This window comes from Streptomyces sp. NPDC059832 (assembly GCF_042731715.1).
Lineage (GTDB): Bacteria > Actinomycetota > Actinomycetes > Streptomycetales > Streptomycetaceae > Streptomyces.
In genome coordinates, this window is the sequence record NZ_JBHWIY010000008.1 from 277,430 (window position 1) to 299,790 (window position 22,361).

22 protein-coding genes are annotated in these 22,361 nt (G+C 68.3%); 6 read left to right on the top strand and 16 right to left on the bottom strand.

Annotation, left to right across the window (positions count from 1 at the left end; all coding sequences use genetic code 11):
• Positions 1-22: 22 nt before the first annotated feature.
• The 9 genes from ACFV8T_RS17165 to ACFV8T_RS17205 all read right to left on the bottom strand — a co-directional run bounded on the left by ACFV8T_RS17165 (position 23) and on the right by ACFV8T_RS17205 (position 9,955).
• Positions 23-1,165 carry a P1 family peptidase gene (locus ACFV8T_RS17165; protein ID WP_385328241.1) on the bottom strand — a complete coding sequence of 381 codons (1,143 nt, stop codon included), beginning with the start codon at positions 1,163-1,165 and terminating at the stop codon, positions 23-25.
• Positions 1,166-1,228: 63 nt separating this feature from the next.
• On the bottom strand, positions 1,229-1,927 hold the full coding sequence (locus tag ACFV8T_RS17170) for a 4'-phosphopantetheinyl transferase (RefSeq protein WP_385328243.1): 699 nt from the start codon (positions 1,925-1,927) through the stop codon (positions 1,229-1,231).
• Positions 1,928-2,072: 145 nt separating this feature from the next.
• Entirely contained in the window at positions 2,073-3,260 is a 1,188-nt protein-coding gene (locus ACFV8T_RS17175) for an MFS transporter (protein ID WP_385328245.1), read from the bottom strand.
• Positions 3,261-3,266: 6 nt separating this feature from the next.
• Positions 3,267-3,818 (bottom strand): GNAT family N-acetyltransferase, encoded by a 552-nt coding sequence (locus tag ACFV8T_RS17180; RefSeq protein WP_385328346.1) that lies wholly within the window; start codon positions 3,816-3,818, stop codon positions 3,267-3,269.
• An 18-nt stretch (positions 3,819-3,836) separates the two neighbouring features.
• Positions 3,837-4,988, bottom strand: a complete 1,152-nt coding sequence (locus ACFV8T_RS17185) for a type III PLP-dependent enzyme (RefSeq protein ID WP_385328247.1) — start codon at positions 4,986-4,988, stop codon at positions 3,837-3,839.
• Positions 4,989-5,022: 34 nt separating this feature from the next.
• On the bottom strand, positions 5,023-6,363 hold the full coding sequence (locus ACFV8T_RS17190) for a DUF6271 family protein (protein ID WP_385328249.1): 1,341 nt from the start codon (positions 6,361-6,363) through the stop codon (positions 5,023-5,025).
• Positions 6,345-7,409 carry a phytanoyl-CoA dioxygenase family protein gene (locus ACFV8T_RS17195; protein WP_385328250.1) on the bottom strand — a complete coding sequence of 355 codons (1,065 nt, stop codon included), beginning with the start codon at positions 7,407-7,409 and terminating at the stop codon, positions 6,345-6,347. Before ACFV8T_RS17195 ends, ACFV8T_RS17190 begins: the two co-directional genes overlap by 19 nt.
• 319 nt (positions 7,410-7,728) lie before the next feature.
• Positions 7,729-8,661 (bottom strand): ArsR/SmtB family transcription factor, encoded by a 933-nt coding sequence (locus ACFV8T_RS17200; RefSeq protein ID WP_385328252.1) that lies wholly within the window; start codon positions 8,659-8,661, stop codon positions 7,729-7,731.
• A gap of 430 nt (positions 8,662-9,091) precedes the next feature.
• A complete protein-coding gene (locus ACFV8T_RS17205) occupies positions 9,092-9,955 on the bottom strand; it encodes a Gfo/Idh/MocA family protein (RefSeq protein WP_385328253.1) in 864 nt (287 codons plus the stop codon).
• A gap of 390 nt (positions 9,956-10,345) precedes the next feature.
• Between ACFV8T_RS17205 and ACFV8T_RS17210 the strand changes: the two genes are divergently transcribed.
• Positions 10,346-10,924, top strand: coding sequence for an FMN-dependent NADH-azoreductase (locus ACFV8T_RS17210; RefSeq protein WP_385328255.1), 579 nt, complete (start codon positions 10,346-10,348; stop codon positions 10,922-10,924).
• 115 nt (positions 10,925-11,039) lie between these two features.
• On the opposite strand, the gene ACFV8T_RS17215 is transcribed toward ACFV8T_RS17210, so the two are convergent.
• Both ACFV8T_RS17215 and ACFV8T_RS17220 read right to left on the bottom strand, forming a co-directional pair.
• A complete protein-coding gene (locus ACFV8T_RS17215) occupies positions 11,040-11,546 on the bottom strand; it encodes a heparin lyase I family protein (RefSeq protein ID WP_385328256.1) in 507 nt (168 codons plus the stop codon).
• 104 nt (positions 11,547-11,650) lie between these two features.
• Positions 11,651-11,812, bottom strand: coding sequence for a hypothetical protein (locus ACFV8T_RS17220; protein ID WP_385328258.1), 162 nt, complete (start codon positions 11,810-11,812; stop codon positions 11,651-11,653).
• A 158-nt stretch (positions 11,813-11,970) separates the two neighbouring features.
• Here ACFV8T_RS17220 and ACFV8T_RS17225 point away from each other — a divergent pair, with 158 nt between their 5' ends.
• Together ACFV8T_RS17225 and ACFV8T_RS17230 are read left to right on the top strand one after the other, a co-directional pair.
• A complete protein-coding gene (locus tag ACFV8T_RS17225; RefSeq protein WP_385328259.1) occupies positions 11,971-12,114 on the top strand; it encodes a hypothetical protein in 144 nt (47 codons plus the stop codon).
• 47 nt (positions 12,115-12,161) lie between these two features.
• Positions 12,162-12,392 (top strand): hypothetical protein, encoded by a 231-nt coding sequence (locus ACFV8T_RS17230; RefSeq protein ID WP_385328261.1) that lies wholly within the window; start codon positions 12,162-12,164, stop codon positions 12,390-12,392.
• 19 nt (positions 12,393-12,411) lie between these two features.
• Here ACFV8T_RS17230 and tatA read toward each other — a convergent pair whose 3' ends face one another.
• Positions 12,412-12,693 carry a Sec-independent protein translocase subunit TatA gene (gene tatA / locus ACFV8T_RS17235; protein ID WP_385328347.1) on the bottom strand — a complete coding sequence of 94 codons (282 nt, stop codon included), beginning with the start codon at positions 12,691-12,693 and terminating at the stop codon, positions 12,412-12,414.
• Between the two features lie 147 nt (positions 12,694-12,840).
• On the opposite strand from tatA, the gene ACFV8T_RS17240 reads away from it, so the two are divergent.
• Positions 12,841-14,379 carry an LCP family protein gene (locus ACFV8T_RS17240; RefSeq protein ID WP_385328263.1) on the top strand — a complete coding sequence of 513 codons (1,539 nt, stop codon included), beginning with the start codon at positions 12,841-12,843 and terminating at the stop codon, positions 14,377-14,379.
• A gap of 214 nt (positions 14,380-14,593) precedes the next feature.
• On the opposite strand, the gene ACFV8T_RS17245 is transcribed toward ACFV8T_RS17240, so the two are convergent.
• From ACFV8T_RS17245 to ACFV8T_RS17255, 3 genes are all read right to left on the bottom strand, one after another.
• Positions 14,594-15,178: a TerD family protein gene (locus ACFV8T_RS17245; protein ID WP_385328265.1), complete on the bottom strand. Its 585-nt coding sequence runs from the start codon at positions 15,176-15,178 to the stop codon at positions 14,594-14,596.
• 280 nt (positions 15,179-15,458) lie between these two features.
• A complete protein-coding gene (locus tag ACFV8T_RS17250; protein WP_266428021.1) occupies positions 15,459-15,821 on the bottom strand; it encodes a metalloregulator ArsR/SmtB family transcription factor in 363 nt (120 codons plus the stop codon).
• 219 nt (positions 15,822-16,040) lie between these two features.
• The gene (locus tag ACFV8T_RS17255; RefSeq protein WP_385328266.1) at positions 16,041-16,202 is read right to left on the bottom strand and encodes a hypothetical protein; all 162 of its coding nucleotides are present in this window, start codon (positions 16,200-16,202) and stop codon (positions 16,041-16,043) included.
• A 154-nt stretch (positions 16,203-16,356) separates the two neighbouring features.
• On the opposite strand from ACFV8T_RS17255, the gene ACFV8T_RS17260 reads away from it, so the two are divergent.
• Complete coding sequence (locus tag ACFV8T_RS17260) at positions 16,357-16,773, top strand: hypothetical protein (RefSeq protein ID WP_385328268.1); 417 nt, start codon at positions 16,357-16,359, stop codon at positions 16,771-16,773.
• A 403-nt stretch (positions 16,774-17,176) separates the two neighbouring features.
• Positions 17,177-17,686: a hypothetical protein gene (locus tag ACFV8T_RS17265; protein WP_385328270.1), complete on the top strand. Its 510-nt coding sequence runs from the start codon at positions 17,177-17,179 to the stop codon at positions 17,684-17,686.
• 142 nt (positions 17,687-17,828) lie between these two features.
• Here ACFV8T_RS17265 and ACFV8T_RS17270 read toward each other — a convergent pair whose 3' ends face one another.
• A complete protein-coding gene (locus tag ACFV8T_RS17270) occupies positions 17,829-22,094 on the bottom strand; it encodes a tetratricopeptide repeat protein (RefSeq protein ID WP_385328271.1) in 4,266 nt (1,421 codons plus the stop codon).
• Positions 22,095-22,361 lie beyond the last annotated feature (267 nt).

Sequence of the window (22,361 nt, forward strand, 5' to 3'; positions counted from 1 at the left end):
GAAGCCGCACGGGATCTATGTGCTACGACACCGCTCCCCGCGCCGCCAGGAGTTCGGTCACCCGGTCCAGCGGGAGCGCCGGGACGTGGTGTCCGGCCCGGCCGGTCATCGCGTGCGCGCCGGTGAGCACATTGAGCACCGCCTCCTCCACCGACTCGACCACGGCGCCGTAGAAGGGGTCCATCCGGCCCCAGGGCACGAAGCGCATCGACTCGTACGGCGCGCTGCCGTCGTCCTCGGGGAACGTACTGGTCAGCGCGGACGGGTTGGCCGTGGAGAAGGCCAGGAACAGGTCTCCGGAAAAGTGGCTGCCGGTGGTGCCGGTACGGGCCAGGCCGAGCGTCACCCGACGGGCCAGCGCCTTGCACTGCCCCGGCAGCAGCGGGGCGTCGGTCGCCACCACCACGATCACCGAACCCGCGCCGGGCGGCACCGGGCGCTCCCCGTCGGGCGCCGCTCCGGGGGCCGGTGCCTCGACCGGGTCGGACAGCTCGCGCCCCACCGGCACCCCGGCCACCACCAGTTCGCGCCGTGCGCCGAAGTTGGCCTGGACGAAGACACCGACGGTGTACCGGTCCTCGCCGTACTCCACGACGCGCGACGCGGTGCCCGAGCCGCCCTTGAAGCCGTAGCAGCGCATGCCCGTTCCGCCGCCGACGCATCCTTCCTCGACCGGCCCGGACGCCGCCGCCTCGATCGCGGCCGCCGCGTGGCGGGACTCCACGGCCGTACCGTGGATGTCGTTGAGGTGGCCGTCCCAGGTCTCCGTGACGACCGGCAGCAGCCACTCCGGCGCCATGCCACGGCAGTTGGCGCGCACCCACTCGACCACGCCGCGGTGCACCGGGCCGACCGCGTACGTATTGGTGATGACCACCGGAACGGCGAGCGAGCCGGTCTCCTCGATCCACGCGGTCCCGGTCATCTCACCGTTGCCGTTGAACGAGTGCCAGCCGGCCGCGCAGGGGGTGCCCACACCGTCCCGGCCGCGTGGCAGCAGCGCGGTCACTCCGGTGCGCACGTCGTCGCCGTCGACGAGGGTGACGTATCCGACCTCCACGCCGGGGACGTCCGTGATCGCGTTCCACGGTCCCGGCTCACCGGTCAGGGGGATGCCCAACTCACGTGCGCGCCTGCGCTCTTCGCCCGGTTGATCTTCGCTCATGCGGACAGAGGTTACGGGAACACCCACCCGTCGGACGAGACCTGCGCCGCTGCTTCCCGGTCCCTACGCACCCGTTCCGCGCGGAGCGCCGGGGGCGTTCCCGACGACGATCGCGGTCAGCACCAGGCCCTTCTCGGCCAACCAGCGGCCGTGGAAGGCCGCGGGGACCGCTTCCGACCCGGTCCCGGTCGCCGGCACCGGGTCGGAGGCCAGCAGTTCGGCGGTGAAGCTACCGTCGAGGCGGAGCTCGATGTCGGCCTCCTCGAAGCCCAGCCAACGGTGGGTGAGCGGGAACCACGCCTTGTAGACGGCCTCCTTCGCGCTGAACAGCAGACGGTCCCAGTGAATCTCCGGGTGCTCCCGGCGCAGTTCGCGCTCCCGCCGCTGCTCCGTCGCCAGCGCGATGCTGTTGTGCACGTCGCCGGGCAGCGGCGCGTGTTCCTCGGCGTCGATGCCGATGCTGAACACATCCGTCCGGTGGGCCACGGCGGCGGCGCGGTAGCCGGTGCAGTGGGTCAGGCTGCCGACCGTTCTCTCCGGCCAGATCGGGGCGCCCCGTTCACCCTTGAGGATGGGGACGGGAGCGATGCCCAGCGAGCCGAGCGCGCGGCGGGCACAGTGCCGCGTCGTGGCGAACTCGCCGCGCCGCTTCGCCACGAAGCCACGGGTCAGCTCCTCCTCGCCGGGCAGCAGTACGGCATCGGGCAGGTCGGAGAACGCCTCTGCCACCGCTACCCGGGACGGCAGGATTTTCTCGATCATGATCTCCCCTTACCTGCTGGACTCCCCCATCCTGCCTGCTCTCGCGGGCTCTCCCAACCGGTCGGCGGCACGGGCACCGACTCCACGGTGTTGTATCGGCCACAGCGCAGTCGTCAACGGCCTCTTCGGCATCCTTGCGGTTCCCTCAGGACTCGGCGAGCCTCGGCCAGCGGATCTGCGTGGCGCACAGGGACACGAGGATCGCCGAGGCGGCGACGGCGGCCATTCCCCAGACGAGACTGCTGGCACCGGCGATGAAGCCGATCACCGCGGGTCCGGCCAGCAGGCCCGTCGTTCCCATGGCGGCGACCAGGGCCAGCGCGTCCGTACCCTGTGCCGCCGCCGCCACGTAGATGCACGGCGTCACGGCCGCGACGCCCAGTCCGACGCAGGCGAACCCGATCAGCGTCGGCACGACACCGCCCGCCAGCAGGGCGAGCGCCAGCCCCGCACCGGCCACCACGCTGCCGACCCGGACGATGCGTCCGTCGCCCCAGCGGCTGCGCCAGCCGTCGGCGAAGACACGGGCCAGCACCATCATGACCGAAACCACCGCGATGCCCATGGGCGCCAACTCCGACGCCGCGTCGACGACGTCCTTCATGTAGAGCGCGGACCAGTCGTTCATGGCACCTTCGGTCACCGTGCCGAACACCATCGCGCAGCCCATCCATACCGTCACGCGGGACGGCATGCTCAGCTTGCGACGGCTCTTCTCCGGAGCCGGGACCGGGTCCTCCGCCGGGGCCTCGGCCCGAGGCTGCTGTTCCTCCGTCAGCAGGCCCGACCGGGTGAGGCCGACCAGCAGGAGCAGGAGGACGGCGGCCACGCCGAAGTGCGCGGCGATGTCCGTGGTCACCAGGTTCACACCGGACGCGAGAAGCGCGGCGAACAACGAACCGGCACTGAACGTGGCGTGCAGTTTGGCCATGGCGGTTCGCTGATAGGTGACTTCGAGAGCCGCCCCCTGAGCATTCATCGCGACGTTCAGGCTGCCGACGGCGATTCCGTCGCAGCAGATGACGACAAGGGCGACCGGGTAGTTGGGCGCCGCCGACAGGGCCAACAGGAGCAGGCTCAGACATACCGCCGACACGACCGCGAGGCGCCGCGAGCCCATGCGCTTCATCAGTACCGCCACGAGGGGGAACGATGCGGCCGCGCCCGCACCGCAGGCCATCAGCAACAGGCCCAGTTCCGCCTCCGTGAGGTCCAGCCGTGTCTTGATGGCGGGGAGCCGTGAGGCCCAGGTCGCGTACTGGAACCCGAGAAAGCAGAACAACCCCGCGATAGCGAGCTGCGCCCGGCGGAATTGATCACGAACGCCAAACATTGGTCATCAGCCCACTTCGTCTTCCAGAGGTGCCCGATGCGAGGACGCATGGGCGGGATTCGTTCTGCTGCCGCGGACGCCCGGCACCGCCCTGGACATGTACACCGCGTCCGCGCCGTAACTCTTCGGGGGCGTGACCTCCCGATGGGCCCGGTATCCGTTCGCCGCCCAGAAGGTGTCGCTGCCCGAGACGGCGACCAGGGAGATCGCTTCGTACCCCTTCGATCCCGCCGTTCCGGTGAAATGACGCAGCAGGCCCTTCGCCAGACCCCTGCCACGCAGTTCCTCGGCGATGACGAGGTCGTGCAGATGCAGATTGCGCGAATGGAAGACGATGTCCTCCGCACGGGTCAGATCCGGATACTCGAACATCGGGTAGGGCAGGGCCAGCAGGTAACCCGCCGTCCGGTTCCCGTGGTCCACGACGAAGCAGGTGGCCGGCGAGGCATGGGCCCGGGACTCCAGTGCCGCCCGCCCCTCCGAAAGACCGTCGTCGGTGTACGCGCCGGCCTCCAGCGCCACGATGGCGTCCCAGTCGCTGTCGCAGATGTGTCGTATACGCACGTCGTGACCCGTCTAATCGCCGTGTACGCAGGTGTACGGAAGCGGATCGAAACCGTTGAACCCCTGCGTCATGTAGCCGGTGGCATAGGCGCCGCTGGAGAGAATCCAGACCGGGTCTCCTGATGCGGCGGAGCCTGGTACGGCGACGCGATCGTGCTCGTGGTCGTATGCGTCGTCGCTGTCGCACGTGGGACCCGCGACAACGGCCCGGACGCTTTCCGTGCCGGAACGAGAGGGAAACAGCAGCCGGTACTGCAACTGGTCCATCTCGTACAGTCCGTTGAACTTTCCGCAGCTCAGATACAGCCAGTGCTCGCGTGCACCGTCGATCTGCCGTCGGGAGGACAGCCGTGACACATGTGCCCTGATCGCGCCGTGGTCGGCGACCAGATGACGTCCCGGCTCCATGACGAAGTCGAGAGGGGATTCCGAGACCGCCCCGAGGTACTGCAGGCCTTCCCGGATCACGGCGAAGATCTTGTCCAGCGGAGGATCCAGAGGTACTCCCCGGCTGTCGAGATAGCCGAGAGCGGGCAGGCCGCCACCGAGATTGATGTGGTCCGGGAAGATGCCCCGCCGGTTCAGGTCCGTGAGGACGCCGGCAAGGAGCTCGAAGGCGTCCTGCCAGGCCTCGGACGTCATCTGCTGCGAGCCGACATGAACGGACAGACCGGACGGTGTCAGGCCGGCCGACCGCGCGGCCTCCATGACGAGTACCGCGTCGGTTGCGGAGCAGCCGAATTTCCGGCTGAGACCCCACAGTGCCCCGTCCCCACTGGTGGCCAGTCGGCAGAACACCCGGGAACCGGCGGCGTGGGCCGCTATCGCCGCCACGTCCTCCAGGCTGTCGGTCGCGAAGTCCCTCACACCGAGGCGGTGGGCGTCGGCGATGTTCTCGTCGGACTTGATGGTGTTGCCGTAGTGAATCCGGTCGACCGGCACGCCGGTCCTGAGGGCTTGCGCGATCTCATTGGGGCTTGCCGCGTCGAAACCCGATCCCTTTCCCGCCAGGCGGCCGAGGATCTCGTCCACGGGGCAGGCCTTCATGGCGAAGCGGACGGAGATGTCCGGCAACTCCCGTAACAGTGCGTCGTACTGCGCTTCGATGCCCGCGAGATCGAAGAAGATCCGGTCCTCGTCGGCGGCTTCCAGCGCAGCGCGCATATGAGCATTCAGGTGCATGTTGATCCACGCCCGCCTAGCGAATCGACTGATGAACGCCGGTGGATGTACTCGGCCCACGCACGCTGGTGGATCTGCTCGCCTCCATCAGGGGGCGCCAGGCCTCGGTCAGCAGCGCGAAGTCCTCGATGTCCGCCTGGGCCTCTTCGAGCAGTCGTCGACCGCGCGATGCCAGGATGTCGGCGAACTCGGCGTATCTGCCGCCCAGTTTCCGGTAGGAGCGGTCGAGGACGTCCAGCCGGTGTACGTTCTCCTCGCGGTCCGACCCGGCGCTCTCCCTCGCCAACTCGGCCACCGCTTCGGGGCGCAGGTGGAAATCGCCGTCGATCAACGAGGCACCGGCCGCCGCCATGCGGTCGTAGATGAAGTTGAAGTAGAGCATCGACAGGAAGAACTTCGTCAGCCGCAGCTGATAGGCCATGAATCCGGCATCGGTCCGGCGTTCGGCCGTGTAGTAGTTCACGATGTGGCGGTTGTGCAGAACACCGGGCAGGGTGCCGTCGTGCACCAGGTGCATCAGGAAGTAGTCGCTGCCGATGGTGTCGGTCGCGGGCGGCAGTGGCACCCGCTCGTACACCTCGTGCAGGAAACTGATGTTGCACATGTCCACACGCATGGGATCGACATGGGTCAGGGTCGAGTGATCGCCTGTGAACGCGTCGGTGCCCGCTCCCCGGAAGGATTCGTCGACCAGTTCCCTCTTCCGCTCGTTGGACCAGTGGCGAGGAGCCCAGAGACCGACGACGTCGTGGTAGATGTCGCGGTCCAGCCGGGAGATCTCGCCGATGTCCACCGAAAGTTCACCCACGAATGAACTGCCCACCATCACCACCGGTTTGGACGCGTGCTCCGGACCGAGCACGGTCTCGGACACACCGCTCGCCGCGTCGGCCGCGGTCTTCCCGAGCGAGGTGAGCTCATGGTGAATGGGAAAGACCGTCTCACCGTTCAGAACCTGGTACGTGCTGTCCGAATCCCTGCGGTGCACCGAGTGGCACCCGAGCGCACCGGCGATCAGAAACGCGCGATTGGTGCAGGCGCCGTAGGACACACCGGCCGGGAGCATGAGGTCGAGCATCAGATCCGGCTTGAGAACACCGGAACGCCGGATCACCCGCCGCAGGAAGTGCCTCTGTTCCGCTTCGCCGAGGTGATGCACGATCACATTCGGCGCCCGGCGGGCCTCGCCGACGACCTGGGCGTGCTCGGTGAACGTCTGCTTCCCGGAGGAGTCCAGGATCAGCACATGCACCTCGACGCCGAAGTGTCCGGCCGCGTAGTCCGCTTCCTCGCCCACGGCCGCAATCGTGGCGGCGCAGGCCCTGTTCGTGGGAAGGGTCAGGCAGATGCTGCGCATGCCGGCTCTCCCGTCGACCGTTCGGATTCCCGCTCGTTCCAGGACGTCAGCCCCAGCAGCTTCTCCCCGAGGCCGTTCAGCACGGCGGTGCCGTACCTGAGGGATTCATGCCTCGTGGCGTCACCGACCAGGGTCCTGTTCCAGTCCGGCGTGCCGAGCCGCCGCCACGATTCGACCCGGGAGCGCCGCAGCTCTTCGTGCGACTCCAGTGCGGGCATCATGGAGAGGTACTGGACCGCGCGCACACCGTTGTCCGAGGTGTTGCGTGCCACCCCGTGCGCGAGCAGACCGTTCCAGATCAGCAGGTCCCCGGCCCCGAGTTCGGGCCGGACCACGGGAAACTCCTCCCCGTCGGCGTCCGGCCTGATCGGGTCCCGGTCCTCCGGCTGCGTGGTCTTCCACTGCTCGAACCGGCGGAACAGTTCGGGCGAGCACTGGAAACCGCCCAGCTCGGGCCGGGTGTCGTTGAGCGCGATGATCCCCTGGACCCGTTGGGGCAGAACACCGAGCGTGGTGTCGACATCCCAGTGGAGCTCGATGTCGAAGCCCTTGTCCGTGGGCTCGATGAGCGCGCGATCACGGTTCTTGACGTTGGGCGGATTGAGATTGAGCCGGTCCAGCGTCACCCACAGCTCTTCGCAGTCCCACACATCGACGAACGCGTCGTAGACGCGCTGCGCCTGTCGGCTGTCCCAGATCAGCTGGTGATGGTACGCCTCGACGAAGCCGTAGACATGCAGCTCCCGGTCCAGATCGGTCCGGAACGGCCGGTCCCCGTACCAGCTTTCGGGCCGTGCCGGATCGAGCCCCTGGAAGTCCCAGGTGAAGTCCAGCAGGCGTTTCGCCGCGGCGGCGGGAATCGCCTCCCTGACGATGACGTAGCCATAGGTCTGCCAGAAGTCGAAGTCCTCCTCGGACAGCACCCGGAGCTCTCGCGACTTGCGGATGTCCCTCAGTGGTGTCCGTGCCAGGTATGCCTCACCGTCCGAGCTGAAATACGGGAGGTCCGAAGGGGCTCGATGCAGATACGGTTCGGGCGTCGGCATGCAATCACTCCAGGCTCGAAATGTCGGTGGGCGCCGGAAACGGCCTCCGCTCGTCGTCGTCGTCGGCGTCGGCGCGGTGTGTGTCGGGACAGAGCGATGGACGTGGCCCGGTCGTCGGGGCCGGGTCGCCGTCGGCCTCACGAGTCCGGCGTTGTGCCGGCCTTCGGCCGAGCCGTTCCCCACCTCGACTCTTGTCGACCGCAGGGCGGCGGACAAGCCTTTCGGTGTACGCCGAATCGCCTCGGCCACGCACCGCGCCGTCGGGCTGTATCCGGCGAAACCGCTGGTGAGGAGCGCGACCACGGACCAGCCCGGAAGATCACTTGTTCATCAGACACTGCGTCAGCGTCACGCCCGAACGATTCAGCTCGTACAGGACACGGGTGCCGGCCCGGTGGCGTTGGACCACACCTGCCGAGACCAGGGCCGACAGGTGCTGGGAGACCGTGCTCGCGGCCAGCCCCAGCTGGTCGGCGAGCGCGGACGTGGTGATCGGTACAGCAAGTTCACGGACGACTGAGGCGCGCCCCCGGCCCAGCAGGATCGCCAACCGGTCCTCGCGTGAGGGCTGTTCGGCGCCGGCCCGCTCCGGATCGGCGTACAGGAGTCCCGCCCCCCGCGCTGCGAAGGAGACCACGGTCCGCCCGTCGGCGACCGACCACCAGTGGGTGGCGTCCGCGAACAGCATCGGCACGGCGGTCACGCGATCCACACCGTCCGTGCGCTCGAACGGGATCCCGAGGTCGCGGAGCAATGCCACACCCCCGCCCATCGCCAGGGTGCGCGAGCGGAAGAGGATCTCCTCCTCCAGGGAACGCGCCAGCCCGATCCCCCGCGGCTCGATCGCGGTTCGCCAGAAGTTCGACAATTCGACCGCCAGATAGCCGAGTTGTACTTCGGGGTCGCGGACCATGGCGGCGATCAACGGGTCCGCGAACGCCTGCGGGTACTCACGGGCGAGCTCGTCACGGACGAGTCCGGCCGATACGCGTGCCATGTCGCCGAGCTCATCGGCGACACCCGCCTTCCGGGAGGTGACGCCTCCCGTCAGGAACGAGGGAATGCGTCCGCGCGGCCGGGCCAGGGCGACCACCGACCTCAGACGCGGTGTCAGCGCCCCGTGTGCCTCACGGGCCCAGGAGGAATGCGGCCAGGGGACCTCGGGGCCGTATCGGACCAGCAGTGCGGCGGCACCGAACGCCTGCCACAACTCGCACAACGCCAGGCGTACGTCCGAGAGCTGTCGGTCCATCAGCTCTCCCGGGCGGCACTGGCGCACACCGCTACGGACTCCCGGACCGGGCTCCACCCGGACGCCAACCCCCTTGATCTGAACCGGCATTCAGTCCGGGAGAGCAGCACACCCACAGCAGAAGCACGCGACGGCTTGAACATGAACCCCGCCCATTCATCGTGGTCCAGACCAATGATGAATGAGCTTTCGGCACCCGTCCGGCGACTGTCAAGGATCTTGTGCCCCAGGTCACATCGACATCACTCACGGCGACAGTGTGCATGCGGATGGTGATGCAGTTTAGCTTGTACATGCCAAGTAACAACTTGCCGAGCCGGCGTGGCCGGACGCCCGAACAGTGCGCTTACCAGGCCAATTGCCGTGCGGGGTATGCCTGTCGGCCCGATTCTCTTCGCCCGGCCGTAACCCGGGCATGCGTGCGCTCGGGTTACCGCCGGACGTCGGCCGGCACCTCGCGCAGGGCGGTGGCGACGGACTCCAGAACCTCGATGGGGCGCAGCAGATCCCCGTAGTCGATCGGCGGCCTGCCCGTGCGAGCCATCTCCAGGAACGCTTCGAGGCCGGGCACGCAGTAGTCCGCGCCCGGAACGAGGGTCTGCTGGACCATGCTCTCCCGGGTGAACGTCATTCCGTGGAAGGGGATCTGTTCCGTGCTGCCGGGCTTGACGAGGTTCACGACGACGCGGGTGTCGCCCGCGGTGAACGAGGCGGTGACCGTGGTGCCGGTGACGTCCGTCCGGACGCCGGAGATCTCACCGGGGGCGAGCCGCAGGGCGATGTCCACCGCGTGGATGCCGTAGAAGAAGATCCCGCCGTGGTCGCCGGCCGGGTCGGCGGGACCGGACACGACGACCAGGTGCGGCCCTCCTCCCGGCGCCGACCGGGCCACCAGCGCGTCGGTGTCGGGGATCCAGCGGAGCGCCGAGGACGAGGTGAGCGGTGCGCCATGGGCGCGTGCGGTGTCGATCAGGGCCCGAGCGTCCTCGACGGTGCGGGCGAGGGGCTTGTCGACGAACACCGGAAGGCCTTCGGCCAGGAAGGGGGTCGCCTGGTCCCGGTGGTGCGCGCCGTCCCGGTCCGCGACGACGACGGCGTCGACCAGCCCCAGCATCCCGGTGGGCTCGTCGACGATCTCCGGGATGCCTCCGGTGGCCGCCAGCGTGTCGTTGCGCCGACCTCGCCCACCGCTGAGCGCCACGACGCGTGCGTCGCCACCGGCCTCGTCGACATTGAGGTGACGGACGATCTGGTCGACATGGCTGTTGTCGGTGCCGACGATCCCGATGCGCATCCGGAGAGCTTCCCTTCGAGGTGACAGGCTGGTGGAACACACCCTCCCGGGCGCGAGGAGGCGCCCCTGCGCAGCGCAGGACCGAGTTTCCCACAGGGGTGGAGCAGCGCCCCCGTCTACCTGATCGCGCGGGGCCGTGGCACGGGCGGGCGCGAGGCGTCCCGGCCGTGCTCGGCGTAGCCGACCGGACGTCCGGTGTCGGACCGTCGGACGGCCATGGCGGGCGACGGGCGGGGGTGTGGAGGCGGTACAGATACTCCTGCGCCGTGGGCAGCGTCTCCAGCAGGATCTGCTGCTGGCGCTTGATCTGCAGGAACCGGGCCTCCGCCGCCCGGCCGGCGGCCGGGCGATGGGTCAGGGCGGACCGGGGTGCCGAGCGGTCCGTGGTGAGTGAGGCCGGCAGGCAGTATCCACCGCGACCTGACGGCCCGTGCGATTCCTCATGTCGACGCGGCGCAGATCGAGGTCGTGACCCGCCCGGAGACCGCAGGCATTCGCGATCTCCCGGAGGCGCGCAACGCCGCGCAGAGTGCCGGGGAGAAGGCGAGCTGGTCCCTCAGCTGGGAGCTGATCGAGGAGGTACTGGCCGCCGACACTTTGGTGATCGGCCTGCTCATGTACAACTTCTCCGTACCGTCCGCGTTCAAGGCCTGGTTCGACCGGATCGCCATACCGCCGCTGATCGTGGACCTCACCACCGGGAAGGGCCCGCTCTCCGGCAAGCGGACCATCGTGGCCACGGCCCGCGGCGGCGCGTACGGGCCGGGGACGCCCAGGCACGGCTCGGACTTCCAGGAGCCCTATCTGCGCGCCGCGTTCGGCATGGTGGCGCTCGCGGAGAACCTGGAGTTCCTGCACTCCGAGATGACGAAGTCCGGCCATGTGCCGCTGCTGGCCCAGTTCCGGGACATCGCCGCCGGTTCCCTGAAGGAGTCGGTGGAAAGCGCCCGCGAGTACGCCCGCCGCTGACGGGGCACGTCGACGGAACCACGGGCCGGCTTGCTCCACCGGATCTCGGCGGCATCCGGGGCCGTGCGCATCAGGAGGTCCCTGAGGGGCGGGCCCGGCTCCCGCCCCTTCGGGCTCACTCGCCCGCGAGATCCTGAATGCTGATGTTGTCGTGCTGCACGACCCGCGTCGGAACATCTCCGTTCTCGATGCTCCGGCCGGGCCGGTAGAGGCCCCACTTGATGTAGCCGAAGTTCGTGGGATTCCTGGGGTGGAAGGTCTGCACGTTCTCGTACGTCTTGCGCAGTGCGAAGTCCGATTCGCCGGGCATACGGACGGAGATCTCGTCATAGCCGGTCTTGTCGTCCGTCCAGCGGACGTCCACGCGGAATGTCATCCACTGATTGACGTACGGGCGGAAGTCGTCGACCACATCCGCCCGCAGTTCGAGCGTGGGCGACCGGAAGGCGATCGAGGCGTCCTGCGCGGTGGCGTGTGTCGTCGTCAGTCCGGGAATTCCCGAGTCGAGGCTGCCGTCCTGGTAGTCGATGCCGAGCAGGGTGGAATGCGCGCTGCTGCGGGACTGCTGCGCCGTGGACCGGTTCGGCCTTTCCTGACCTGCCTCAGCGGTGTTCAGGCACACACGCAGAGAGTCCCCGTCAGTGCGAGGGCGGTCGTGGCCCGCACCATTGTCTTCCTGTGCATTTCCGCGTCCCTTCCTGTAGCCGTTCCCCGTCGGTCGTACGGTCAGCGGCCCGGCCTGTCGGTGATCCGGATCAGGTTGCGGCCGCGCATGGTGCAGAGGTGACCGGCCTCGTCGTCGGTGAGGTGGGAGCCGCTGCACCAACTGCCGTTGACGGCGGGAACGACGGTGCTGACGGCGAAGGCGCGGGGATCGAAGCGGAACACGGTCGTGTCGAGACTCCGTACGCCACACCGCGGTTGGTCACCAGGGCGGCGAACCCGTTGCAGACCTCCCTGATGTCCGCCCGGTGTACGAGGCTGCACCGGTGAAGGCCGATGACGAAGAGGCCGCCCTTGCGTGACAGGCCGTAGAGGTGGAGGTGTTGTCCCCGGACCGCCAGAGCCGCTGTGCCCGCCGTCCGCTGCGGGTCGATCCGCCAGAGTTCCTGGCCGCGGACGGGGTCGAACGCCACCACGGTGCTGCCCGGCCCGGTGGCGAGGGTGTTGTCACCGCCGAGGTGGCGTGACCCAATTCACTTCACTTCAATAGTTGCGCAATGCTTAAACTATCGCCATGAACACAGGCAGCCCGGCGGGGTGGGAAGCGGCGGTACTGGTCGGAGGGCCCGCGGACGGGCTACGGATGCGGGTCGTCGACCGGCCGCCGACGATCCAGGTGACCTGCCCCTGCGAGCTGGAAGCCCCGCCGAACGGCGTGCGCGCGGAGGCGCTGCACATCTACCGCCGCGACTTCCGGGTGAAGAGCGAGCCGCTGCGGTACGGCTTCGACGGGGCCAGCCCCTGACGGGCGCGTTACGCGCGGCTCAACGGACGGCGTCACTCTCCGCGGCGGGGCGGGCCGACGCGGCATCCCCCGGCGCCGCCCGCATGATGCGCGGCGCGTCTTGCGCCGAGGCGTCGTCGGCAGGGGCCGCGGAGGTCTCCGCGGCGCCGTCCTGCTTCATGGCCTTGGCCTCGCTCTTGAGGATGCGCATCGACTTGCCCAGCGACCGGGCGGCCTCGGGCAGTTTCTTCGAGCCGAACAGCACGATGACCACGATCGCCACGATCAGCAGGTGCCAGGGTTCCAGTCCGTTGCGGAGCATCTCGCCCACCCCATTCTCTTCGTTCGGCAGAGGCGGGCGCCGAGTGCACCACACCGCCTGCAACACTTGCTACATTGCGCAACTGTACAACTATGAAGTGGGGTCGGACGTCCCCTTCGTACGAGGCAGACGGATGAGGGCGTACGCATGACAACCAGCCACTCGGCGGCTTCAGCGCGGCGGCGGCGCACGGCACCTGCGCCGCGGGACGGCGGGCATCACAACGTCCGCGCAGGGCGGCGCCGTAGACGCAGTCGTCTGCGGATCACCCTCGTGACCGTGCTGTCCATACTCGTGCTCGGCGCAGCCGGGCTCGGCTGGATCTTCTTCGAACTGAACGGCAACATCGACACCTTCAGCGCAGACGGCATCTCCGGCGACCGTCCCGAAGCCGCGAAGGGCGAGAACGTCCTCGTCATCGGATCGGACGCGCGTACCGGCGGCAACAGCGCGCTGGGCGGCGGCGACAAGGACGACATCGGCCGTTCCGACACCGCCTTCCTGCTGCATGTCTACGCCGACCGCCGGCACGCCGTCGCCGTATCCATTCCGCGCGACACGCTGGTCACCATCCCGCCCTGCAAACTGCCGGACGGCTCCTGGACCGGCACGCGGACCAACACCATGTTCAACGCGGCCTACTCCGTGGGGCAGACAGCCAAGGGCAGTCCCGCCTGCACCCAGAACACCGTCGAGGAACTCACCGGGCTGCGCGTGGACCACACGGTGGTCGTCGACTTCAAGGGCTTCGCGGAGCTGACGGACGTGGTCGGCGGCGTGAAGGTGTGCCTGCCGCAGGACATCCATCAGAAGGACCTCAACCCCAACCGCACCACCCGGGGAAAACTCCTCTTCGGCAAGGGGGAACAGACGGTCTCCGGGCAGAAGGCTCTGGACTACGTACGCATCCGGCACGGCATCGGCGACGGCTCCGACATAGGACGCATCAAGCGCCAGCAGGCGTTCGTGGCCAGCCTGATCACGAGAGTGAAGAGTGACGGCCTCACTCCCACCAAGCTGCTGCCGCTCGCCGACGCCGCCACCAAGTCGATGACGGTCGACCCCGGTCTCGGCTCGGCCGACAAACTCATCTCCTTCGCGATGTCCCTGAGGGACATCGACCTGCACAACACCAAGTTCGTCACCATCCCCTGGCGATACGAGGGTGCACGCGTGGCGATCGTCCAGCCGGCCGCCGACCAGCTCTGGGCCGCGTTGCGGGCCGACCGGACCATCGACGGCAAGGACGCCAGTGGCAAGAAGGGCGCGGCGGCCTCCGCCCCGCCGAGCACCGTCGAGCCCCTCTCCGGGGACGGCGTCGACGTCGCCGTCTACAACGGCACCACCACCAGAGGACTCGCCGCACGTGCCGCAGCCACCCTTGCCGACCACGACTTCACCGTCACCGGTACAGCGAACGCGAGCACCCAGGACCATGCCGACACCGTGATCGAGTACGGGCCGGGGCAGAAGAACCAGGCCCGGAACCTCGCCAGGCTCTTCCCCGGTGCCCAGTTGCACCCGGCGTCCAGCACGGGCATCAGTGTGACCCTGGGCAGGTCCTACACGGCCGGGGGCCCCGCAGCCGAGAGCCCGGCAGCCGAGGCAACCGGGGTTCCCACGACCGTCGCCGACGACGCCCGCTCGGCCGACGACGACCTGTGCTCCGACCTGTCGTACGGGTAGCACCGCCCGGAAGCGGATGCACACACCACCCCAGAAGGACGGTGTGCCCGGACGTGGGCATCGGAAGTGTCCGGGAAAGGGCGGGGCGCGGCCTCGCCGGGCTCGGCGAACCGACGGCTCGTGGCCTTCGCGCGGCCGCCCCGGGAGGCATCGCCGGTGCGCCCGGCGGTCCACCGAGCGGACGTGGACCTGACCCGGGGCCGGCCATCACGTACTACTTGCTGACGGCGAAGCGCATCAGGGCGTGCTCGTTGCCTTGCTTGATCTTGCCCGTCGTATTGATCACTTCGAGCTTCCAGTTGTCGCCCACGCGAACGGCCTTGGCCACGGCGCAACCGTTGTCCTGGGTGAGCAGGCTCGGCCAGATGTCGGCGACCTGCTGGGGGGTGCCCCCGGTCGCGTCGTACACCTTGAAGCTGATGTTGCGTGCCTTCTGGAAGGAACTGCCCTTCTTGTAGGCGGCGGCGACGAACACGATCGACGTGATGTGGGACGGGAGCCGCGCGAACTCGACGGTCACCGTCTCGTCGTCCCCGTCCCCGTGCCCGGTCTGGTTGTCTCCGCTGTGCACCAGTGAGCCGTTGCCCATCGGATCGAGGGAGTCGAGGCCGGCCAGGCGCACGGGGTCTCCGCCCTGCATCGCGACGGCGATCAGGTCGAGGTCGGTACCGGACTTGCGGCGGAGTATCCCCATCACCCCGCCGCTGCTGCCGGCGGTGGGGTCCCAGGACACTCCGATGGACAGATGAGTCACTCCGTCCAGATCCGCCGGGCCGTCTTCCTTCTTGAGCGTAATCATGTGTGGATCTTCCTTTTTGACGACGGGCTGCAACACCTAGAGTGTGCCTGGGAGCCTTCGGACCACCTTCGGCGCGGTTGCGCGGAGCGCGAGAACGGCAGCACGGGCGAGCCGAGCGACGTCGAAGCACAGGTTCGGCACCAGGACCTGTACGTAGCGATGTCGCCGCCGGCGAACCGGCTTCGCGGTGACGGTGTGGTCGATCGCGGCAACGCCGGCGGCGTGCAGAACGGGTTGCGGGCCCGGACATCTCCGGCCCGATCCTGCGGTCCCGGAAGTATCAGGCACCGGCCCCGCGCAGTCGGCCCCTTGGCCCCGCCGCTCCCTCGGCGCGTGCGGCCAGCTGGCCGACCATGAGCCGGACCACGGTCACGACATCGGGATCGTCGACGTAGTAGACCTGACGTCGGCCATCACGGCGGGAGCGTACGAGTCCGGCAAGTCTCAGCTTTGTCAGGTGCTGACTGACCGCGGGCAGCGCCCCGCCCACCCGTACCGAGAGGTGGGTGACATCGCTCTCGCCCTGCGCCAGCGCCCACATGATGTGCAGCCGCGCCGACGACGCCAGCAACCCGAACTTGGCGGCCGCCTCGGCCAGCACCTCGGTGGGCGGATCTTCGGGGTCACCAACGTCTGCCGTCACAACCCGCTCTCTCCCGTCCCGTCCTGGCCAGTCCTCGCGCCGTGGGCCAGTTTAGGTGTCCGGCGTCCGTGCGAACGCTGCGGCGGCGGCACGGGCAGAACCCCTCACCCGGCACACACGGCTCTACGGCTCTACGGCTCATCCCAGGAGCGGGACACCGAGCAGCCTGGGTGCAGGTGGCGCAGTGTGCCCAGCCAAGTCAGGGGCTGCTGTGCCGGCTCAAGCCGGGCTCTCCAGCATGGCGGTCTCGTACGCGCGCAGGGTATGGACGAACAACTGCCGCTCACTGACGGAGAGTGGCGCAAGGGCAGTTCGCCACGAGGCGGCGCCGCGCGCCAGCCAGCCTTGGATCGCCGGCCGCTTCTCGGCGGCGATGCTCACGATGCGGCGCCGCCGGTCCGCCGGGTCCTCTTGTCGCTCCAGGAGCTCCTTCCGGCCCAAGGCCCGCGCACGGCGCAAGCGCGGGCCGCCCTGTCAGTGGGCAAGGGCGAGAAACGATCTTCCGCATCCGTAGCCACAGGCCCAAGATGGTCGCATGGGGGTATCCAGCACACACGCAACGTTCCGCCTGACGTTCACCGACTATCAGCAGGACCCGAGCGATAGCGACGTTCTCCGCCGAGCAGTCACCGTCCAAGCAGACCGAATCACGTTCGAGGACAACCACCTGGACCTCTGGCTCACAGGAACCCTGGTCGGGAGCTTCCCGCTGGACGTGATCGAGTCACTCTGCCCACAAGGAGACCCCGGCAGGCGGCAGGAGTCACCGGACGAACTGCGCTCCCGCTACCCGCAGATGGGCCAACCATGGGCGCCACAGGACGACGCTCGACTCCTCGCGCTCTACCAGCAAGGAGAACGCGACTTCGGCACCCTCGGGAAGCAGTTCGGCCGGAAGCCCAGCGCCATTCGGTCACGGCTGGCAAAGCTCGGTCTGGAGAGTCTTACCTGAGCTTCGAATGCGCGCGCATGAATCCCCCGGTCAGGCGCCCTTCTCAGCAGGTTCAAGGATCGCCACGCACTCCACATGATGCGTCATCGATAACGTGTACAACTCCAAGCCATCAAAGAAAGCCAAGGTCAGATGGGGTTGCCAGCCGCTGTCCGGGTGTCGCCCCGGGCCTGGAGCGTCAACTGAGCGTCATGGGCACCTGACTTACCGCCCCGAACCGGAGGGTCGACGTCACCACAGCAAAGTCGTGCAAGACAGTGACTTGAGCGACAAGTGCAAGCCAGATTTTCCGCTCACCGGCGTCGGGCTGCACTCCGTCTCTCCGTCCCAGATAACTTTGAGCGGGTACACGGGTAAGTCGTGAGAGGTTGCCCTGCGACCTCTGACCGCGCTTGGGGCGAACATGCTGTTTGAAGAGCTGACAGCGCTTGCGACAGAAGGCGGACAGGCACTGGTCCGGGCCGTGGGTACCGCGTTCTGGCCCGTGACGCAGCGTCGCACCGCGAAGTTGGTCGGCCGCGGTGACGCCGAGCGAGTGAAGGCGGAGCTTGTGCGGCTCGATCACACCGCGCAAGCACTGACGCCCCCATCATCAGGCGATGCCGCCGCAGAGCGGGCGCGACAGGAAGGGCTGTGGGCCGGACGGTTCGAAGCCCTTCTGGACCGCCTCGACGGGGCTGAACAGACTCGAGCAGCAGCAGAGTTGCGCGCACTCCTCGAATACCTCACTACCTCAGTCGGCGACACAGCCATCGACACCGGCAACGCGACGGCCCGCGACGGCGGCAGCGCGATCACAGGAATCCGGAACGCAGGCGGTAACCGTCCCGGCGCGTCGAAGGTCGCGCATACCGGAGACGCGGAAGCCTCCGGCCCCGGCTCCAAAGCCGTCACCGGAATCGCCAACGAGTAGGCCGGCCCAGGAACGGCCAGAGGCATCGTGGATACGTTGAACACACCCCCAGAAGCCGACAATCGACATCGCGCTCCGGATCAAACTCGCAGCGGTCGCCAACGGCACGGAAAGCAGGGCCTATAAAGGCCGGGGGATCACATCACCCTCCTCCGTCGCTCGCCGACACTGCCTTCCCCTCCTGCCCGCTGCAGCAGTGCTTGAACTTCCGCCCCCGCCGCATCATGCATGGACACGGCGCATTCCTCCGTGGCCGCACCACCGATAGCGGCACGGCTGCGCCAACAGCCTGCCCAAGGATGATGGCCCGATTGAGGTACGTGGGGTCGTCGGCCACCATGCCCGGAAGGTTCCGGCCCACGATAACGATCAGCGAGCCATGGTGGGCCCGCTCGTACCAGCGAGGAAGGAAGTTGAGCGGCAGTCCCGGCAGGAGGTCGCCATGAGGGCTGCTGAGGGTGAGTTTGTTGTCGACCAGGCGGGCCTGAAGGTCCCGGCCGGGGACGGGCGGCAGGTCGCGGAGGTCGAGGGGCTTGCCACCGTTATCAGTATACAAGGTGCACAAGTTGGTGAAGCCCGACTCCAGGAAGAGCCGGAGGATGACGTCCTCGATGCGGCGGCTGCCGTTGATCGCTCCCCAGCCGCCGTGGCAGTCGAGGACGATTCCGGCGCGGTCGCCGCCGAAGAGGATGCACTCGGCGTCGAGGCGTTCCGGTGAGCGATCGGGGGCCGGGCCGGTAAGTTCGATCACCTCGGAGAGGTGGCAGTGGGAGTGCGCGAGCCGGAGCATCAGGGGGTCGACGTCCGGGTGGCGGAGGTAGAGGAGTTCGGCCTCGCCGGACTCGTCGATGATCAGATTGCATATAGTGCAGTACTGTCGGGAGTTGGCGAACCGGAGCGTGAGCGACTCCAGGTCGAATGCGGCGAGCGCCTGTTGCACGGTATCGGAGATCCGCACGCTGCGCAGCCGGGGCAGGGTGGGGGACGGCACCGCTGCATTGTCACGATCGTCCCGGAGGGCGCGAGCGCGGAGTGATTCGAGGACGCGCAGGTCGACCGGGCTGGCACCCACGAGCTCCACGGGGCTCGGTACAGTGCCGTCCGGGTCCGTCTCGTGGTGGAGTGCACCAAGGAAGACCAAAGTCTCTCCTGCTTCCGACCAGTTGCCGAGCGCCTGATGGAGCGCAAAGGCCTGACGGGCGCGGGAACGCGCGGCCTCCGATGCATGGAGGGCCTTTTCGGCGCGGGCCAGGTTGAACAGGCAGGTGGCGCGCAGTGGGCCATCGCCGAGACGTTCGCTGATCTGCAGGGCCGTGCGAAAGGATGCTGCCGCGGCGGGGTGGTCGCCGACCTCGGCGTGGCAGGCGCCGAGGTTGGTGTGCAGGGATGTCAGCACGCTGTCCATGCCGAGCTTTTCGGCGAGCGGAATGTTCTTAGTCATCAGGGCAACGGCTTCATCCCGGTTGCCGGTCTCCAGCATGCAGGTCGCGGACTGCGCGCGGGCGGAGAGGAGGACGTGGAGATCATTGTGCTCGGCAGCGGCTCGCGCAGTCTGTTCGTACTGGTCGGCTGCTTCGTCCCATCGCCCAGCCCGTGCGTGGATGTTGGCCAGTGCCATCCGGCAGTGCAGGACGCCTTCGATGTCGTCGTGCTGTTCACAGTCGTTGAGTGCCGTGGTGATCGCGGACAGGGCTTCGGTGTGCTGGCCGCGTCGCGAGTGGAGGACAGCCAGAGCACGCGTCGCCCGGGCCCGGGTGTGGGGGGAGGCGGCGTCGCTGAAGTCGGAGACTACGGACCACAGCATGCGTGCGCCGTCCTGCCACTGCCCCGCGACGACCAGGGCCTCTCCCAGCGCCGCCCGCACCTGGGCGAGCGCCCAACTCTCGTCAGTGGCGGCGAGAGACTGCTCCGCTTCAGTTAGCAGGCGGACGGCGTCTCCGATCCGCCCCCGGTGCCACAGCAACTGGGCTCGCTTCCGCAGGACATCTGCTTGAAGAACCGGGCTGCCGGACTCCTGGGCCATGTCCGACGCGACCTTGAACTGCGACTCCGCCGTGTCGTGGTGCCCGATACCGCCGCTGTACGAGGCGAGATAGGTCAGGGAGCGCGCCGCATGCTGATGGTCGCCGATTCCGATGGCGAGCTCGGCGCACTGCGCGAGGTAGGTCGCGGCCTGGTCGAGGTCAGCGCGATGCGCGGCATCCTCACCGAGCCGGAACAACGCCCGGACCTGGCCCTGCACGTCACCCGTCTCCTGATGGATGGACAGGGCTGCCTCAAGCGGCCCGGCCGGAGCAGAATCCGGCCGGGCGCTGGCCGGGACCGCCGCAAGGTCCATCAGCGCCTGCGCCTCCCATTCCCGGCTGCCGATGGCTCGTGCCCGCTCGATGTCCCGGACGGACTCCTCCGCCGCCTCAGCCTCGCGGCCCGTGCTGCTGAGCAGTCTGGCGATCGACCGCGTAGCGAGCATCTCACCGAAGCCACTGCTCCGGCTCAGGTCGCGACTGTTGCGCAGGTAGCTCTCGGCCCGGCGGATCTGTCCGACCGCCAGGTACGCCTGACCCAGGTTGCCTAGAGCGAGCGCTAGTGCCTGATGCTGCCCGGCGGTCCTCCAGTAGTGCAGTCCGTTTCGCAGGTAATTGATGGCGTCACGAGGCCGGCCCAAGTTGATCAGGAGTGTCCCCAGACCGAGCTGTGCCATGAAGAAAAGATGCTCGGCTTCGTTGGCCGCGCGCGCCGTTTCAGCGCAACGGTGGAATAGATCAGCCGCATCCTGGCTCTCGCCGAGGTGTGCGGCAACGACGGCCCGGTTGTGCAGAGCGGTGGCCGTCCAGTTGGGGTGTCCGGCCAGCTCCCCGGCCTCCTGTACGCACTGGTAGACGCGGTCCAGTTCCTTCCAGTGACTAGCAACCCGCAAGTGCTCGGTGAGCGTGAAGGCGAGAAGCAGTAGGTAGTCCCAGGCCTCGTACCGCCGGGCCGTCTCAACTAGAGCGACAGCGCCGGGACGGTCCGCGTCCAGCGACCGCAGCGCTGCAGGACTGCTCTCGGCAGGGACGGTCGCCTCCTCGTCCAGAAAACCGATCGCATCGGTAGACGACCGCACGCGGACGGCCGTGACGAGACAGGCATGACGAACAACATCCGCCCGTTGTGTCCCCGACCACGGCGCGGACGTCAGCCGGGCGAAGCGGTGCTGAATTTCGTGCATCACGAATCGGTCGTCGTCGATCTGCTCGATGAGGCTGAGCTCGACCAGCGAGTCGAGGAGCGCGGCTGTGTCCGTGAGGTCGTCGTCGTTGATCTCGTCCAGCGAACGCTGTGCGATGACCGCTGCGACGACATCGACGGTGAACGACATGTGCGGCAGGACGCCGAGCGCGGAGAAGACCTGCGCCTGGTCGTGTTCGAGTGCGTCGAAGCTCTGCTGGAACACAGGCTGCAGCGCGGTCTGGCCGGCGACGAGGGCTTTGACGCTACGGTCCGGGTTGGTGATCTCGGACAGGTAGCGGTCGGCGTTCACACGGGGCCGCCGGGCCAGATGCGCCGCGGCGATGTGCAGGGCGAGCGGGTGACCGGCGCACGCCGCGGACAACGCGGTCGTCTGCTCGCCGGTCAGCCGGCCGGGACCGGCGACCGACCGTACGAGCTCCTTGCTGGGCGCGCCTGGCAGTGGACCGAGGTCGATGAGGCGGACCAGGCCAGTTAGCCCACTGAGCTTGGCCCGGCTGGTTCCTACCAGTGCGAACGGGCCGTCGATGGAGAGGATCTCAAGGAGCGCTTCCTCCGAAACGATGTCGTCGACGAGCAGCAGGACACACTTGCCAGCGAGCGTCGTCCGTAGCAGCGCTAGCTGCTGGTCACGGCGATCCGGCAGGGGGTGCTCTGGCGGAAAGAGCGCGTGGAGAATCGATGACACGAGGTCCATGGGACCGGTCGACAGCGCGAGATTGATGTGAAACTGGCCGTCCGGGTACCGCTCTGCGGCAAGCCGGGACATGCGCAGGGCGACGTCACTCTTCCCGATGCCAGGAGCCCCAGTCACCACAACCGCCGCCCGGCTGCCGCCGTCCGTGCGCCGCAGCACGTCGAGGCCGGCGGAGATCTCCGCCTCGCGCCCAAACAGGCGTGGGCGCCGTTCGCCGGGCAGGACGGATTCCTGCATCGAGCGAGACTGCAGGGAGGGCAGCGTCACACGGACGTCACCCGCCACGTACCCAGTGATGGCGACCCCACCGTGCGAGGCGTATGCCGCCCCCGTCGCCTTGACTGAGACGGGGCCGGGCACGCCGGGCACTGTCGCTGCGCTGACTCCGGTGATCGCGGTGCCGCCGTCCGTCGCGCGGGCGTCGCCGCTGTCCCGCACCTCGGTACCTGGCCGTGCGTCGCCAAACTCGTTCTTATCCTCCACCGAAACCGCTCCCGGGGACTAGCTGTAGTCGACCCCGGTGCCGGCACTGCTGCCGGCACCGTCAGCCTTGGCGTCACCAGTCCGATCCACCCGCACCATTCCCGTGCCCGCCCCACCGGGCCTACGGATCCCGGTGTGCGCGGACCCACCACCAGACGCCTTTGCCTGGCCAGTATCCGTGGCCGAATCTCCACGGCCGGGCTGCAACCACGCCCACACGAGCGCTGCAACCCCGGTGCCGGCCTGCAACGAAGCCCCGACCAGCTC

What these genes read in the sequence shown, in the direction of transcription:
- ACFV8T_RS17165 (WP_385328241.1), bottom strand. Translation starts at nt 1,165, where the DNA reads ATGAGCGAAGATCAACCGGGCGAAGAGCGCAGGCGCGCACGTGAGTTG.
- ACFV8T_RS17170 (WP_385328243.1), bottom strand. Translation starts at nt 1,927, where the DNA reads ATGATCGAGAAAATCCTGCCGTCCCGGGTAGCGGTGGCAGAGGCGTTC.
- ACFV8T_RS17175 (WP_385328245.1), bottom strand. Translation starts at nt 3,260, where the DNA reads ATGTTTGGCGTTCGTGATCAATTCCGCCGGGCGCAGCTCGCTATCGCG.
- ACFV8T_RS17185 (WP_385328247.1), bottom strand. Translation starts at nt 4,988, where the DNA reads ATGCGCGCTGCGCTGGAAGCCGCCGACGAGGACCGGATCTTCTTCGAT.
- ACFV8T_RS17190 (WP_385328249.1), bottom strand. Translation starts at nt 6,363, where the DNA reads ATGCGCAGCATCTGCCTGACCCTTCCCACGAACAGGGCCTGCGCCGCC.
- ACFV8T_RS17195 (WP_385328250.1), bottom strand. Translation starts at nt 7,409, where the DNA reads ATGCCGACGCCCGAACCGTATCTGCATCGAGCCCCTTCGGACCTCCCG.
- ACFV8T_RS17200 (WP_385328252.1), bottom strand. Translation starts at nt 8,661, where the DNA reads ATGGACCGACAGCTCTCGGACGTACGCCTGGCGTTGTGCGAGTTGTGG.
- ACFV8T_RS17205 (WP_385328253.1), bottom strand. Translation starts at nt 9,955, where the DNA reads ATGCGCATCGGGATCGTCGGCACCGACAACAGCCATGTCGACCAGATC.
- ACFV8T_RS17230 (WP_385328261.1), top strand. Translation starts at nt 12,162, where the DNA reads ATGAACACAGGCAGCCCGGCGGGGTGGGAAGCGGCGGTACTGGTCGGA.
- tatA (WP_385328347.1), bottom strand. Translation starts at nt 12,693, where the DNA reads ATGCTCCGCAACGGACTGGAACCCTGGCACCTGCTGATCGTGGCGATC.
- ACFV8T_RS17240 (WP_385328263.1), top strand. Translation starts at nt 12,841, where the DNA reads ATGACAACCAGCCACTCGGCGGCTTCAGCGCGGCGGCGGCGCACGGCA.
- ACFV8T_RS17245 (WP_385328265.1), bottom strand. Translation starts at nt 15,178, where the DNA reads ATGATTACGCTCAAGAAGGAAGACGGCCCGGCGGATCTGGACGGAGTG.
- ACFV8T_RS17260 (WP_385328268.1), top strand. Translation starts at nt 16,357, where the DNA reads ATGGGGGTATCCAGCACACACGCAACGTTCCGCCTGACGTTCACCGAC.
- ACFV8T_RS17265 (WP_385328270.1), top strand. Translation starts at nt 17,177, where the DNA reads ATGCTGTTTGAAGAGCTGACAGCGCTTGCGACAGAAGGCGGACAGGCA.